Raw genomic sequence first — 14,577 nt, 5'->3', positions numbered from 1 at the left:
CCGGGTTCAGGTGCCGGGCAGGCAGGATTTCACGATTCCGCCGCCGCGGGGCGAAACACCGAGGACGGACATGCCGCGGACGGACACGTTGGCCGCGGCTGGGACCCCCTTCGCCAAGCTGGAGCGCGCCGCGACCACGCCCGAGATGCTCCTCGGCGGCGGCGCCCTGCTGGCCTGCGCGGTGATCTTCCTGTTCGTCCGCCAGGGCGTCCGGATCCATCTGATCAATCGGAGGGCGACCCTCGACGCGGCGGACGGCGCGAGCTGGATGCTGTTCGCCGCCCTGATGCTCACCGCCCTCATCCTGGTGGGCGCCGCGGTCGGGCGGCTCTGGCAGGCCTGGGCGGGACTGACCGCCGGCCTGTCGCTCTGCGTGATCCTGTTCGCGATCGCCCTGGCGCTTTTCCTGCGCGCGCCCGAGCGCAGGCGCTGAGCCGATGGACGACCCGCGCGCGACCGCCACCGAGCCCCAGCTCAAGGTTCGCCCGACCGTCTTCGTGGCGCTCGGCGGCACGGGTATGGAGGTTCTGCTGCGCCTGCGCCGCCGAATCCTGCAGGCCGACTGGAACGGAACCCGGATCCAGGCCCTCGACCAGTTCCCCGCCGCCGCCTTCCTGTATCTCGACACCGACACCCTCGAGGCGCGCGAGACGCAGCGCGCCGCCGCCACGGACCCGCTCTCGGCCAAGGTGGCGTTCCGCGAGGGCGAGACGCTGCAGAAGGCCGTCAGCCTCGCCCGGTACCAGGCCGAACGGCGGAGCTACCCCCACATCGACGAATGGCTGCCCGACCGGGATCTCGCGCGCATCGACGCCTCCAAGGGCGCCGGCCAGATCCGCGCGATCGCGCGCCTGCTGTTCTTCGACGTGGCGCGCAGCTTCACGGGCCGCATCGCCGCCAAGGCCGCCGCCGTTCTCGCCAACATGTCGAACGCGGCGCAGCTGCGCGCGCTCGGCCTCGACACGGCCACGGAGCTGCGCGTCGTCGTGGTGGCCTCGGTCGCGGGCGGCACCGGGTCGGGGACGGTCATCGACGCCGGCTACGCGATCTCATCCCTGGAGACACCCCGGCGCCCCGACGCCGTCGACCTCTTCCTGGTCCTGCCCTCGGGCTTTGTCGGAGCCAACAGGGACCGGGTCTACGCCAACGGCGTCGCGACCCTCTCGGAACTCGAATACGTCATGCGCGGCCATCCCCGGCCGCCCTACGTCGAGCGCTGGGGCGATCACGAGGCCGTGGCGCCGGACGTCGAGCGGCCCTTCACCGACGTGTACCTGTTCGACAGCCGGAACCTCGCCGACCAGCACACGCATGCGGTGAGCGACCTCTACGACATGATGGCCGACGTCCTGTTCGAGGATTTCGGCAACTCCGCGTTCGCGGGCCGCAAGCGCTCCATCGGGGTCAACCAGACCCAGCACAAGATGCGCAAATGGGCGCCGCCGAGCCCGCTGCAGGCCGGCCGCACCGCCCTCTTCGCGCTGACCTACTCGGCGCTCGGCCAGGCGGTGCTCGCCACACGGGGCAGCCTGGAATTCGAGGCCGCGGCCGCCCAGGCGGGTCTCGACATGGTCGGCGCCTTCTTCGGCCTCGCCCGGGGCCGGGCCGAGCGCCGGGTGCCCACCATCGAGGAGCGCGACCGCTTCGCCGCCGACCGCCTCGCCCTGCGCTTCGCGGCCTACGAGGTGTTTCCCAAGGTGCTCCGTCCGCCGCCGCCGGGGATCGCGGAGTTCGAGCTGGTCGACGCGCTCCTGCAGCGGGCCGACGGCTCCTCCATCCAGGAGGCGGTGGCGCTGGCGGCCGACGACGCGGTCGATGCGATCCGCACGGAGCTGGAAAATTTCCGCGACTGGGCTCCGAGCCTGCGCCGGGAAGCGGAGCGGCTGCGCGACGACATCCTCGGCCGCACCGGCTCCGGCACCCCCTACGGCCCCCGCGGCGCGGAAATCCGGGAGGTCCGGGCGAGGCTCGAGGCGGCCTGGCTCGCGGATGACGGCACGCTGGCCGCCGCGCTCTACCGGGTTCTGGACGATCAGGAGCGCGGCGGCCTGGACTATGCCCGCGCCCTGATCGAGGGGGTGAAGGACCTGATCGAGGGCGACAGCGGGGCGCTGGCCCGTCTGGCGGCCGCCGCGGACACCTACGCGCGGCTCGCCGACGCGATGCTCGCCGAGCACTTCTCGGCCTCGCTCAGCCGGCTCGAGCAGGTCCGGCCGGGCCTGATCGTCTCGCACCGGCGCGACGCCGAGCGCTATCTGGAACAGGCCCGGGACGACCTGCGCGGCGCCTGCGTGCTCCGCATCCGGTCGCTGGCCGCCCGCGAGGCCGCCGCGCTGCTGCGCCGGGCTTCGGCGCGGCTCGGCTCCCGCATCGGTCGGGATCCGGAGACCGGCTCCGCCCGTCACGACGGCCTGCTCGGCCGTCTGAACCAGGGGCACGACGACGTCGTCCGGCTGATGCGCGCCCTCCGGCTTGACCTCGCCGAGATCCGCCACGCGATCGAGCGGCCCTCGGGCGGCACCTTCCTGGTCCTGCCGTCGGGCGACCTGCCGGATCTGGCTGTCCCGCTGGCGGACCGGCTCGCCTGGGCGCGGGAGGCGTTCCAGGCCTATGGCGGCTCCCGCGCCATCTTCGCGCTGCTGCGGGCGGAGGAGAGCCGCGAGGCGTTGCTCGACGCGGTGCGCACCCTGGCCCGCCGCCGGCTCGCGCCCCACCGCGCCCGCATCCCCTCCGCCCTCGACGCCCTGCGCGCGTTGCCGACCGACCGGCAGCGCGAGATCCTCACGCTGATGCTGCTGCGCTGCATGCCCTGGATCCAGGGACGGTTCGACGCCTTCAGCCCGAGCGGGGACCAGTTCAAGACGATCCTGGCCATCGAGGGCGCGCAGGCCTTCCAGGCCGAGTTCGGCGCGATCCTCCGCGCGAGCTTGCCGCCGGTGCTCGGGGCCGGCGCGATCAGCATCCTCGACTCGGACCAGCCGGGGCGCATCGTCTGCTATTGCGAGCTGTCGGGCGTGCCCCTCGACGTGCTCGGCCCGCTCCGGCGCGAGTGGCGCAACGCCTATGCGCAGGAGCTCGACCGCCTGGACGCGATCCCGCTGCACAACCACAAGGACTATCTCCGCTTTCCCGATCCGGTCGCGCCCACCGCGGCGGAAGTCGAGGCGCTGCGCGAGACCCTGTCGCTGTTCCTGCGCGGAATCTGCCTGAACCTGCTGGTGCGCGCGCCCGAGACGGGTCTCTGGCGCTTCGAGTTCGAGCCGGGCGACTGGCGCAGCGTCGGCTCGGAGCGCACGCTCCGGCGCAAGGGGTTCGATGCGTCTCAGAAGGCCGCCATCGCGGCGCGGCTCGCCGCAGCGGAGGCGGAGCTGTCACCAGTCCAGACGCTCGCCCTGGCCGCTCTCTTCGCCTGGACGGGCAAGCGCGCCTACGCGCCCCGGCGGGAGACGATCCATTACGACGCCGAGGCGCGGGTCGGCGGGATCGGTCACGCGGTGGCGCAGGACTTGGCCCTGCGCTGGCGCCGCGCGGTTCCGGAGGCAGGCCGGCTCCCGGTTGATGCGGACGCGCTGCACGACATCCTTCTCGCCCGGATCGAGGACTGGACCCGCTCGATCCCTTGCAGCCTCGACGACGTTCCACCCGAGGATGCGAACCGCGATCCGGCCGACCCGCCCACCTTGCGGGCCTTGGACAAACGATCCGTCGATCCCGTCATGTTCGTCACGGAGACGCTGCTGGGCCTGGCCAGTCCCGCGACGCCCGAGCCTCCGCAGGCACCCGCCGCACAGGTCTACGTCTATCGCGACGCGCTCGAGGGGCCGTTCCCGATCACCGAACTCGTCGCCATGGCCCGGGCCGGGACCCTGCACGCGGACACGCAGATTTACCCGCTGGGCGGTGCCTGGATGCCGGCCGGCGCCCATCCGGACCTGGACTCGCTGCTCGCACCGGGACCGCCGGGCTCATGAGGGCCAACGCGCCCAAAGCGTGTGGCGGCCCCCGACCGATGCGGGCGCAGTTCTCCCATGCGCGAGCGGCGGCTTCACGGATCGCGGGCCGAGACCTGGGCGCGCGCCGCCCGCATGGCCAGGCGCGCGTAACGGCCGTCGACCGTCGCCGGATCGGGATCGACGCCGGCGAGCACCGCGCGTCGCAGGGCGACGAGCGCCGGGTCGCCCCACGCGTCGAGGATGTGTCCGAAGGCCGCGTGACGGGCCGCATCGAACGGAACGGCACGGCCGGATCGGTCCCGGACCGGATGTGCGGGATGCAAAGCCCCGCACGGCACCCAGCCGCGCGGGATCGGCGCGGTCGCCGCGTGCGTCCGCCGGAGGGTCAGCAGGTCCGGCAGGATGTGGCTGCGCGGCCCGTGGGCGCTTCCGGTTTGGGACGCGCCCGGCGCGAAGACCTCGATCCGACCGAGGCGCGTGACGAAGATCCGATGCGCCGCCTCCGCGGCGCGCACAGGTCCGGCCGGATGGTCGGGGCCAAGGACCGGCCGGCCGAGCCCGGCCCGCAGGCGGTCGATCAGAGCCCGGTCCGAGACGCGCAGGCAGGCATCCGCCGCTTCGAGGCCGAGGCCCAGATCGAACAGGAGCGCCCCGCGATCCTGCGGTCGCGCCGCCGCATCGTCCGGACCCAGCTCCGTCAGCACGCCCCGCCCGCCCATGGCGCAGGCCGAGGCGGGCAGGCACAGCGCCACGGCCTGGCTCCAGCCGTCGGCGAAGCCCGTCTCGTAGGCGAAGGGCCTCAGGCCCGGCGGCACCGCCAGCACGATCGCGCCGCGGGCCGTGACGAGCCCGAAGGCGTCGCCGTCCAGCCGGTAAACCGGCTCCTCGGGATCCCGCGCGAAGGTGGCGGCAGCGCCGTACCCGCCGAGCCTCCAGGTACAGGCCGGATCGGCGAGCTGCGCGCGCAGGAGAGCCTCGGCGCACCGCCTTGCTCCGTCCGTCATCGACGCCCCGCGAACACCCGTAGAGGAGCCCGCCTTGACACGGCCGGCGAATGACCGGAAGTCGCGGGTCGATCCACGAGGTCGGGTTCGGCGGGGCGGGCGCACGGCCCGGCATGACCGACGCGGACGCGTCCGCGGGGGCTCGCGACGGGATCTGCGGGAAGGGCGCTGGCATGGACGTCATCGAGACTGAGATCCCGGACGTGAAGCGCATCGTGCCGAAGCGCTTCGGCGACGCGCGGGGATGGTTCTCCGAGACGTTCCGCGTCGACGCCGTGGAGCGGGCCGGCATCAGGGCCACGTTCATCCAGGACAATCAGTCCTTCTCGGCCCCGCAGGGCACCGTCCGCGGGCTGCATTTCCAGATCGCGCCGCGGGCCCAGGCCAAGCTGATCCGCGTCCTGCAGGGTGCGATCCTGGACGTCGCGGTCGATATCCGCAGCGGCTCGCCGACCTACGGCCGGTACGTGACCGCGACCCTCGACGCCGAGACGGGCGAGCAGCTCTACATCCCGCACGGCTTCGCCCACGGCTTCTGCACCCTCACGCCCGACGTCATGGTCGCCTACAAGGTCGATGCCTATTACAGCCCCGAGCACGACCGCGCGCTGTTCTGGAACGATCCCGACATCGGGATCCCGTGGCCGGTCTCCGGCGAGGCCGCGATCCTGTCCGACAAGGATCGGCGCGCGCCGCGCCTCGCTGACCTCGGTCAGGTCTTCTGATCCGGCGGTCCGGCCGCAATTTTGTCACGCCGGCCAGTCTTACGCTGCCCGGCCATCCCATTTCAGACCGTCCGAAGAGGTACATCGCCATGCGCATCCTGGTGACCGGAGGCTGCGGCTTCATCGGCTCGGCGCTGGTGCTGCACCTCGTCCACGACCTCGGCCACGACGTCTGCACCCTCGACGCGCTGACCTACGCGGCCAACCCGGTGTCCCTGGCCTCGCTGCAGGACAACCCGCGCCACCGCCTCGTCGAGGCCGATATCTGCGACCGCGACGCCGTGCAGAAGGCCTACGCCGAGTTCCGGCCGCAGGCGGTGATGCATCTCGCCGCCGAGAGCCACGTCGACCGCTCGATCACCGATCCGGGCGCCTTCGTGCGCACCAACGTCATCGGCACGCAGACCATGCTGGACGGTGCCCGCGGCCACTACGAGGCCCTGCCGGAGGCGGACAAGAAAGGCTTCCGGTTCCTCCACGTCTCCACCGACGAGGTCTACGGCTCGCTGCCGCCGGGCGGCTTCTTCACCGAGGACAGCCGCTACGATCCGCGCTCGCCCTACTCGGCCTCGAAGGCGGCCTCCGACCACCTCGCCCGCGCGTGGCACGAGACCTACGGCCTGCCGGTGCTGGTGACGAACTGCTCCAACAATTACGGGCCGCGCCACTTCCCCGAGAAGCTGATCCCGCTGATGATCCTGAACGCCCTGGAGGGGAAGAAGCTGCCGGTCTACGGCGACGGCCAGAACGAGCGCGACTGGATCCACGTGGAGGACCACGCCAAGGGTCTGGTCGCCGTGCTGGAGCGCGGGCGCGTGGGCCAGACCTACCTGCTCGGCGGTCGCGCGGTGCGCAACAACCTCGCAGTGGTGAAGGGTCTCTGCGCGGCGTTCGACCGGCTGCGCCCGCAGAATGCGCCGCACGAGCAGCTGATCAGCTTCGTGGCCGACCGTCCGGGCCATGACCGGCGCTACGCCATCGATTGCACCAAGGCCGAGGCCGAGCTCGGCTGGCGCCCGCAGAAGACCTTCGAGCAGGCGCTTGAGGAGACCGTGGCGTGGTACCTCGAGAACGAGGGCTGGTGGCGCCCGATCCGCGAGGGCCGGTACAAGGGCGAGCGGCTGGGGCTCAACGGCTGATGGACATCCTCGTCCTCGGCGGTGCCGGCCAGGTCGGCACCGAGCTGCAGGCGCTGGCCTGGCCAACGGGCGTCACCGTCCATGCACCGGGGCGCGGCGATCTCGACATCACCGACGCGGATGCGGTCGGAGCGGCGCTCGCCGCGCGCGACTACCGGGCGGTGATCAACACCGCCGCCTACACGGCGGTCGACAAGGCCGAATCCGATGTTGTCGCGGCGTGGCGCCTCAACGCCCTTGCGCCCGCGATCCTGGCGGCCGCCACCGCGGCGAAGGCGATCCCGCTGGTGCACGTCTCGACCGACTACGTGTTCGCCGGCACAAAGCCGTCCGGCGCCTACGCGCCCGACGAGTCGATTGACCCGCAGAGCGTCTACGGGGCCAGCAAGGCCGCGGGCGAGCTGGCGGTCCGCACCGGCAACCCGCGCCACGCCATCGTCCGGACGGCCTGGGTGGTGAGCCCGCACCGGGGCAACTTCGTCAAGACGATGCTGCGCCTCGCCGGCGAACGCGACGCGCTGACCGTCGTCGACGACCAGCACGGCTGTCCGACCTCCGCGGCCGACCTCGCCGCCGCCCTGGCGGTGATCGCGCAGCGCGTGGCCGCGGACGCCGCCGCCCCCACCGGGACGTTCCACTGCGTCAACGCGGGCGACACCACGTGGCGCGGCTTCGCCGAAGCGATCGTGGCGGGGTCCGCCCGCCGCGGCGGCCGCTCCGTCCCGGTCAAGGGCATCCCGACGTCCGCCTATCCGACGCCGGCCAAGCGGCCGGCCAATTCGCGCCTGTCCACCGACAGCCTGAAGGCCGCCTACGGCATCGCGCCGCGGCCCTGGCAGGCGGCGCTCGACGATATCCTGGACCGGCTCGTCGGGCCGGTCGCAGAGGGAGTTCCCACACGATGAAGGGCATCGTCCTGGCCGGCGGCTCCGGCACGCGTCTGCATCCGGCCACGCTGTCGATCAACAAGCAGCTCCTGCCGGTCTACGACAAGCCGATGATCTATTACCCGGTCTCGGTGCTGATGCTGGCCGGCATCCGCGAGATCCTGATCATCTCCTCGCCGGAGCACCTCGACAACTACAAGCGCCTGTTCGGCACCGGGGAGCAGTTCGGCCTGCGGTTCTCCTACGCGCTGCAGCCGCGGCCGGAGGGCCTCGCCCAGGCCTTCATCATCGGGCGCCCCTTCGTGGGCGACGACGACGTGGCGCTGATCCTCGGCGACAACCTGTTCTTCGGCGCCGGCATGGGCGAGTTGCTGGAACGCGCCGCGGCGCGCCGGCAGGGCGCCACGGTGTTCGCCTACCACGTCGACAACCCGCAGGCCTACGGCGTGGTCAACCTCGACAAGTCCGGCCGGCCGACCAAGATCGTCGAGAAGCCGCAGAACCCGGAATCGACCTGGGCGGTGACCGGACTGTACTTCTACGACAATCAGGTGCTCGACATCGCCGCCGACGTGAAGCCCTCGGCCCGGGGCGAGCTGGAGATCACCAGCGTCAACGAGGCCTACCTGCAGCGCGGGCAGCTTCACGTCGAGCGCATGTCCCGCGGCTACGCGTGGCTCGACACCGGGACCCACGACAGCCTGCTGGAGGCGAGCGAGTTCGTCCGCACCCTCCAGCATCGGCAGGGCCTGCAGGTGGCCTGCCTCGAGGAGATCGCCTACCTCCAGGGCTTCATCAGCCGCGACCAGCTGGTGGCCCGAGGCGAGATGTTCGCCAAGACCGCCTACGGCCAGAACCTGCTGCGGCTCTCCCGCGAGAGCGAGGACGACCTGCGCCTACGCCGGGGCAAGTAGCCCGACGCTCCCGGCCGCGGCCGGAGCGGGCGGCCGTATAACGCTACTTCGGGCTGCAGCCGACGCAGATCCCGCGCATGATCTTGTCGTTCTCCGCCTCCCGCGGGGTGCGGTCGCGCCGGTCGTCCGGCGTGGCGTCGCCCGCGCCGCGGCTCGGCGGCATGACGCGGCCGACCGAGGAGGTGTTCGGCGCGGTCGCCGTGGAGGCGGGGCCGCCGCCGGTGCCGGTCTGAGACTGCGCGAGGGCGGCGCCGGCTGCCAAGATCGGCAGGAGGAGGGCGAGGCCGAGGGTGGGGAGCGGACGGGTCATCTGTCTGGAACTCCGGTGACGGGGCCTAACGCGGGTGTGACCATCCGGTTCGACCGGCCGCGCGATTCCCACCTTTGTTCGCCTTTGCAGAGCCGACGCGGCACCGTATCAGGAGCCGCGACCCTGCCGCCGACCCTCTGAAGCGTCGAAACTCGGAGCCGCCGCGACGATGCGGGACCCCAACGCGATCGACTTCTGGCGCGGCTTCGCCCTGATCACGATCTTCATCAACCATATCCCGGGCAACACCTTCGAGCGCTACACCTTCTCGCAGTACGGCATCTCGGACGCGGCCGAGCTGTTCGTGTTCCTGGCAGGGTGGTCGATCGGCATCGCCACGCGCGGACGCGACGGCCGCCCGGAGCCGCCCGGCCGCAGCGTGGTGCGGCTCCTGGCCCGCACGGTCGAGGTCTACCGGGCCCAGCTCACCGTGATGCTGCTGGCGCTGGCGCTCATCGCGGGCGCGGCGCTGCTGCTCGACAACCCCCTGATCCTCGAATGGCACAATGCCGGCGGCTTCTTCGCGGACCCGATCCAGTCCGTGTGCGGCATGGCGCTGCTGACCTACCAGCTCGGCTACTTCAACATCCTGCCGCTCTACGTGCTGCTGATCGGCGTCGCGCCGCTCTTCGTGCTGGTCGGGCGCTTCAGCCTGCTCGCGGCCCTGGGCCTGTCGGGGAGCATCTACCTCGCGAGCCTCGTGTTCGAGTGGAACGTGCCGTCCTGGCCGGGGGAGGGGGACTGGTTCTTCGACCCGCTCTGCTGGCAGGTGCTCCTGGTGCTGGGCTTCGTGCTCCAGGGCTGGAATCTGCGCTCCGACGCCCTGCGCCGCTGGTCGCGCAGGCTGTTTCCGGCCGGCATCGCCATCGTCGTCCTGGGGATCGTGCTCGCCGTGACGGAGATCCGGCCGGACCCGATGGTCGTCCCGGAGCCGCGCCTGCTGTTCACCTTCGAGAAGACCTATCTGACACCGGCGCGCCTGCTGCATTTTCTGGGGGTATTGTTAGCGTTTGCACCTGTTTACGCATTGCTGGCCCCCAGAATTGGCCGCATCGTCGGTTACCTGAGTCAGCTGGGCCGGAATTCCCTGGCTGTTTTCTCGATGGGCTCGATTCTGAGTCTGATCGGGCAGCTCGTGCGTTTCCAGACCGGCGGCGGCTTGCTGATTGATATGCTGGTCGCCGGCTCGGGCCTCGTCGGGCTCGGGTTTACCGCATGGTTCGTCGAATGGCGCACCCGCAGCAGGTCCTCGAGACCCCGCACGTGATCTCCGGGCGCCGGCCTGCACCGCTGCGCGCCGCCGCGGCCCTCCGGCGGGTGCTCGCGGCCTCGATCGCCGTCGGCCTCGTCCTCCCCGCGGCCGCGGAGCAGGCCGCCGATCCCGCGGCGGCCGAACCGGGCCTGTCGCAGGAATGCCGCGTCCCGGGCGCGCAGCTCTACACGGTGGCCAAGCTCGGCGCCGTCAAGGCCGCGCTCGCCGAGAACCGGCCGATCAAGCTGCTGGCGATCGGCGGCAGTGCGGCCCCGGGCGCCTCGGCCTCCTACCCCGCCAAGCTGGAGGCCGCGCTGGAACGCGCGCTTCCGAAGGTCGACGTGGTGATCGACCACCGCGGCTTGCCGGGCGAGATCGCCTCGGGCTCCGCGGAGCGCCTGCGCACCATGGTGGCCGAGGCGGAGCCCGATCTGGTCGTGTGGCAGGTCGGAACTCACGACGCCATCGCCCGCGTCGACGCCGAGGCCTTCGAGAGCGCCCTCAGCGAGGCGGTCGCCTGGATCCGCTCGCACGGGATCGACGTGGTTCTGGTCGACCCGATCTACACCGCCAGCATGGCGGCGGATGCGGATTACAACCGCATCGTCGATGCGGTCCGGGTCGTCGCCACCCGGCAGCAGGTGCCGCTGGTGCGTCGGTACGAGGCGCTCCACTACCTGTCGAGCCGCAGCGACCGGGGCGAGGGGCACATGCTCGGGCGACAGTTCCGGCTCAACGATCTCGGCCTGCGCTGCATGGCCGAGCACGTGGCCCTGACGATCGCCACCTCGCTGACGCGCACGGAGACGCCGCGGGAACCGACGGCCGATCCCGCCGCACCGCCCTTAACCGGGTCGCAACGCGCACCGGGTTAGATCCGACAACCAGAGGTCGGCGCTCCGCCGCCCGCAGGTCCGGCGCGGAGCGCGTAGTGTCAGCCACGGCCCTCCCGGCTCTCGCGCTCAGGCGCCTCAACGCCCTGCGCGGCGGGCCGCAGCGGGCCGCGCTCACGGTCTTCGCGATCCGCGTCGGCTCCGCGGGGTTCGCCTACGGCTCGCAGGTGCTGGCCGCGCGGCTGATGGGCTGGGACGCCTACGGGATCTTCGCCTCCGTCTGGGTCTGGACCGCGATGCTCGGCCATACCCTGACACTCGGCCTGTCTCAGGGCGCCTGCCGGTTCGTGCCGGGCAACCAAGCGCAGGGCGATTTCGATCTCGCCCGCGGCTACATCCGGGCCGGCGCGCTGATGACCGGCGGGGCGGCGCTGGCCGTCGCAGGCCTGGGCGCGGCGCTGCTCGCCCTGGAACCCGAGCTCTTCGCGCCGGCCTACCGGGCCCCGATCGCGGTCGCGATCTGCGTGATGCCGCTCTTCGCGCTGCAGGACTATCTCGAAGGCGTGGCCCGCAGCCAGAACTGGGTCGGGCTCGCCATCGCGCCGCCCTACCTCCTTCGCCAGACCCTGATGATGGCCTGCATGCTCGGCGCCGTGCTGCTCGGGGCGCCGCCGCGCGCCGAGGTCGCGATGGCCTGCATGCTGGCGGCGGCGGCGGCGGCGACGGTGCTGCAGGCCGCCCTGCTGGCCGCCCGCCTACGCCGGGAGCTGCCGCGGGGTCCGCACCGCTACCGCTGGCGGACCTGGCTCGGCACCAGCCTGCCGATCGCCGCGATCGATCTCGCCAATGCCGGCTTCACCTTCGTGGACGTGATCGTGCTCGGGGCCCTCGTGAGCCCGGCCGAGGTCGGGATCTACTTCGCGGCGACGCGGATCCAGCAATTCGTCGTGTTCGTGCACTTCGCCGTCAGCGCCGCGACGCTCCAGCGCTACAGCGCGGCCCAGGCGCAGGCCAACCGCTTCCTCCTCGCCGAACTGGTCCGGCGCCAGGGCCGGGTCACCGCCGCCGCGACCGTGGCTGTCGGGGGCGCCATCCTGGCCGCGAGCCCGCTGCTCCTGGCGATGTTCGGCTCCGGCCTCGGGGCAAGCGTGCCGATCTTGTGCATCCTGGTGGCCGGCAGCGTCGGGGCGAGCCTCTTCGGCCCCGGCGAGGATCTCCTGACCATGCTGGGGGGTGAGCGGCTCTGTGCCGGGATCACCGCGGGATCCCTCGTCGCCGCCGCGGGGCTGTGCGTGGCGCTGGTTCCGGCTTTCGGCACCCTCGGCGCCGCGGTCGCGGTCGCACTCGCGACGGTCGGCCGGGCCGCCCTCCTGGCCCGCGTGGCCGGGCGAATCCACGGGCTGCCGACGCCCGTCTGGTCCGCAGGAACAGCCCGATGAGCGCGATGCCGCTGGGGAGCCGGGACGAGATCCGGCCACTCGTCCGCGTCGGCGACGCGCCCGCGGCCGACACTTGGGACGCGCTGATCGCCGCCGGCGCTGCGCCGCATCCCCATTTCTCCCGGCACGTGATGGCGGCGCACCGCGCCTCCGGCCTCCTTCCGGATTCCATCCGGTACGTCACGGTCCGGCGCGGCGACCGTCTCACGGCGCTGCTGCCCTACAGGCTGTCCCACGACCTCACCGGCCTCGGCGGTCGGGTCGCGCGGCCCGTCCTGTCCCCGTTCATGACGGCCTCGGCGCCCCTGATCGCCGACGGGCCGGACCGCGCCGCCGACTGCGCCGCCCTCGTCGACGGGCTCGCGGCGGCCTCGGGGGGCCGGCCGTGGCGCTGGCCGCTCCTGCCGACGGAGGACGGCGCCGTCGCCGAGATGCTCGCGACGATGCGCGCGGGCGGTTGGGCGATCGGCACGGTGGCGGCGTTCGATCGCCCCGTGATGGACCGCCGCGCCGATCACGACGCCTTCCTGGCGGGGCATCCGAACCGGTCGCGGTTCAAGGACCTGCGCCGCCGCGCCCGCCGTCTGGCCGAGGCCGGCTCGGTCGCCCATGTGAGCGCCACCGGCGGCGCGGATCTCGCCCGCCTCGTCGCCGCGTTCCTCGATCTGGAGCGCGCCGGCTGGAAGGGCGCGGCCGGGACAGCCCTGGCCTGCCGGCCGGAGACCGTGGTGCTCGCCCATCACCTGTTCGCGGAGCCCGTAGGCCCGGTGGGCGTCCGGGCGGATGCCCTGACCCTCGACGGGCGGCCGATCGCCGTCAGCCTCGCCCTCGTCGCCGGGGGCACCGCGAGCCTCCTGAAGATCGCCTACGACGAGGATCTGCGCAGCCACGCTCCCGGCCTGCTCCTGGAGGCGGAGATCGTGCGGGCCTGCCACGAGACCGGCTTCGCCGGCCGGCTCGATTCGGCGACGCTGGAAGGATCTGCGCTGGAGAGCCTCTATCGGGACCGGACGCGGATCGCCGAGATCGTCGCCGTGCCGCCCGGTCGGCATGCGCTCACCCTGGAGCGCCGTCTCGGGCTCGCCCGCTTCGAGAGGCAGGCGCGCGCGGCCGCCAAGCAGGTGCTGCGGCGCTAGTACTGGGCCGGCTCGCGTTGCGCATGGTCCGCGACAGGACCCTGTGGCAGAGGCATCGGGCGATCCCACCCAGCGCCCTCATCCTGAGGTGACCGCGAAGCGGGCGTCGAAGGAGGCCTCCGCGGCGCTCCGGCGCCTCAGGATGAGGGAGTGAATTGGAGAGCCGGTCCGAGGCTTTCCGGCGGTGTGTCCCGTTTCGTGCGTGTTGCAGGCGAACACGGCTTCAAGCCTCTGTTGTGACGCGCTCTCTGGCGCCCAACCGGCATCCAGCTCGGCGCAGACCGCGCGCCTCAGCGGCCGCGGTACGGGCCGCGACCCTCGACCTGATCGTAGACCCCGCGGCCCGTGCGGGCCCGATAGGCCCGGCCGGCGATCTCGCCCGGGGTGGGTGGCGTTCCTGGCTGAGAGAAGCTCGTCTCCGGACGGTAGGCCGGCCCCCAGCCGATCTCCTCGTCGCCGGCGGGGTCCTTGCCGGGAACTCCGGTGACGTAGCCGGTGCTCTGCGCGAGGGCCGGGGCGGCGGCGAGCCCGAGGAGGGCCGCGCAGGTCAAGCGAACGGTTGTCCTGGAGCGCATCGGTCGTAATCTCCCAATCCGACCCGCGGAGCGGATCGTCTCCGGTGCAAACCCCGGATCGGGACGGCGGTTGTCGGGGCGTGCAGTCATGCCGCGGAGGCGCGAGCGCCATGGAAGACTGGAAAGCGGGCCTGCGGGCCGAGATGCGGGCTATCGCGATCGCCACCGGCGACGCGGCCGCGGCGCAGTTGCCGGACCTGCTGCGGCGTCTGCACCGGCATCAGGCGGGACTCGGCGGCAACCCGGTCGTCACGCTCTACCGGCGATGGCGTATCCGGTCCCTGGCCCGGGCCGTCGCGGAGGCGCGCTGGCACGCGGAACAGGGACGCGCAGCCCGTCTCGGCGGTCTCGAACCGCGTTCCTAGGCAGGTTTCCCGGGAGGAGCCGTCGGTCTTGCGATGCAAACCTGC

Annotated in this window: 14 protein-coding genes; 11 read left to right on the top strand and 3 right to left on the bottom strand. The window is 72.4% G+C overall.

Annotated features, from left to right (window positions below; all coding sequences use genetic code 11):
* Window positions 1–70: 70 nt before the first annotated feature.
* Window positions 71–433: a hypothetical protein gene (locus tag ACLBX9_RS04470; protein WP_010687307.1), complete on the top strand. Its 363-nt coding sequence runs from the start codon at window positions 71–73 to the stop codon at window positions 431–433.
* Window positions 434–437: 4 nt separating this feature from the next.
* Window positions 438–3,971: a tubulin-like doman-containing protein gene (locus tag ACLBX9_RS04465; RefSeq protein ID WP_447718045.1), complete on the top strand. Its 3,534-nt coding sequence runs from the start codon at window positions 438–440 to the stop codon at window positions 3,969–3,971.
* Window positions 3,972–4,045: 74 nt separating this feature from the next.
* On the opposite strand, the gene ACLBX9_RS04460 is transcribed toward ACLBX9_RS04465, so the two are convergent.
* Complete coding sequence (locus ACLBX9_RS04460; RefSeq protein WP_447718044.1) at window positions 4,046–4,957, bottom strand: DUF6925 family protein; 912 nt, start codon at window positions 4,955–4,957, stop codon at window positions 4,046–4,048.
* A 173-nt stretch (window positions 4,958–5,130) separates the two neighbouring features.
* Between ACLBX9_RS04460 and rfbC the strand changes: the two genes are divergently transcribed.
* From rfbC to rfbA, 4 genes are all read left to right on the top strand, one after another.
* Entirely contained in the window at window positions 5,131–5,682 is a 552-nt protein-coding gene (gene rfbC, locus ACLBX9_RS04455; RefSeq protein WP_447718054.1) for a dTDP-4-dehydrorhamnose 3,5-epimerase, read from the top strand.
* An 89-nt stretch (window positions 5,683–5,771) separates the two neighbouring features.
* Window positions 5,772–6,821 (top strand): dTDP-glucose 4,6-dehydratase, encoded by a 1,050-nt coding sequence (gene rfbB / locus ACLBX9_RS04450; protein ID WP_447718043.1) that lies wholly within the window; start codon window positions 5,772–5,774, stop codon window positions 6,819–6,821.
* Complete coding sequence (gene rfbD, locus ACLBX9_RS04445; protein WP_447718042.1) at window positions 6,821–7,726, top strand: dTDP-4-dehydrorhamnose reductase; 906 nt, start codon at window positions 6,821–6,823, stop codon at window positions 7,724–7,726. Before rfbB ends, rfbD begins: the two co-directional genes overlap by 1 nt.
* The gene (gene rfbA / locus ACLBX9_RS04440; RefSeq protein ID WP_010687301.1) at window positions 7,723–8,622 is read left to right on the top strand and encodes a glucose-1-phosphate thymidylyltransferase RfbA; all 900 of its coding nucleotides are present in this window, start codon (window positions 7,723–7,725) and stop codon (window positions 8,620–8,622) included. The genes rfbD and rfbA overlap by 4 nt, the downstream gene beginning before the upstream one ends.
* Before the next feature lie 43 nt (window positions 8,623–8,665).
* Here rfbA and ACLBX9_RS04435 read toward each other — a convergent pair whose 3' ends face one another.
* On the bottom strand, window positions 8,666–8,932 hold the full coding sequence (locus tag ACLBX9_RS04435) for a hypothetical protein (protein ID WP_010687300.1): 267 nt from the start codon (window positions 8,930–8,932) through the stop codon (window positions 8,666–8,668).
* A gap of 169 nt (window positions 8,933–9,101) precedes the next feature.
* Here ACLBX9_RS04435 and ACLBX9_RS04430 point away from each other — a divergent pair, with 169 nt between their 5' ends.
* Genes ACLBX9_RS04430 through ACLBX9_RS04415 form a run of 4 tightly spaced genes read left to right on the top strand, consistent with a single transcriptional unit; the run spans window position 9,102 to window position 13,592 of the window.
* Window positions 9,102–10,199, top strand: a complete 1,098-nt coding sequence (locus ACLBX9_RS04430) for an OpgC family protein (RefSeq protein ID WP_010687299.1) — start codon at window positions 9,102–9,104, stop codon at window positions 10,197–10,199.
* Window positions 10,160–11,059: an SGNH/GDSL hydrolase family protein gene (locus tag ACLBX9_RS04425; RefSeq protein WP_039894848.1), complete on the top strand. Its 900-nt coding sequence runs from the start codon at window positions 10,160–10,162 to the stop codon at window positions 11,057–11,059. The genes ACLBX9_RS04430 and ACLBX9_RS04425 overlap by 40 nt, the downstream gene beginning before the upstream one ends.
* 56 nt (window positions 11,060–11,115) lie before the next feature.
* Window positions 11,116–12,456, top strand: a complete 1,341-nt coding sequence (locus ACLBX9_RS04420; protein WP_447718041.1) for a lipopolysaccharide biosynthesis protein — start codon at window positions 11,116–11,118, stop codon at window positions 12,454–12,456.
* Window positions 12,453–13,592, top strand: coding sequence for a GNAT family N-acetyltransferase (locus tag ACLBX9_RS04415; RefSeq protein WP_010687296.1), 1,140 nt, complete (start codon window positions 12,453–12,455; stop codon window positions 13,590–13,592). Before ACLBX9_RS04420 ends, ACLBX9_RS04415 begins: the two co-directional genes overlap by 4 nt.
* Before the next feature lie 290 nt (window positions 13,593–13,882).
* On the opposite strand, the gene ACLBX9_RS04410 is transcribed toward ACLBX9_RS04415, so the two are convergent.
* The gene (locus ACLBX9_RS04410) at window positions 13,883–14,167 is read right to left on the bottom strand and encodes a hypothetical protein (protein ID WP_447718040.1); all 285 of its coding nucleotides are present in this window, start codon (window positions 14,165–14,167) and stop codon (window positions 13,883–13,885) included.
* A gap of 110 nt (window positions 14,168–14,277) precedes the next feature.
* Between ACLBX9_RS04410 and ACLBX9_RS04405 the strand changes: the two genes are divergently transcribed.
* Window positions 14,278–14,532 carry a hypothetical protein gene (locus ACLBX9_RS04405; protein WP_447718039.1) on the top strand — a complete coding sequence of 85 codons (255 nt, stop codon included), beginning with the start codon at window positions 14,278–14,280 and terminating at the stop codon, window positions 14,530–14,532.
* Window positions 14,533–14,577 lie beyond the last annotated feature (45 nt).

This window comes from Methylobacterium sp. A49B, assembly GCF_053346215.1.
Note: the sequence above shows the minus strand (reverse complement) of the source record. Positions and strands in the feature narration are given on the sequence as shown.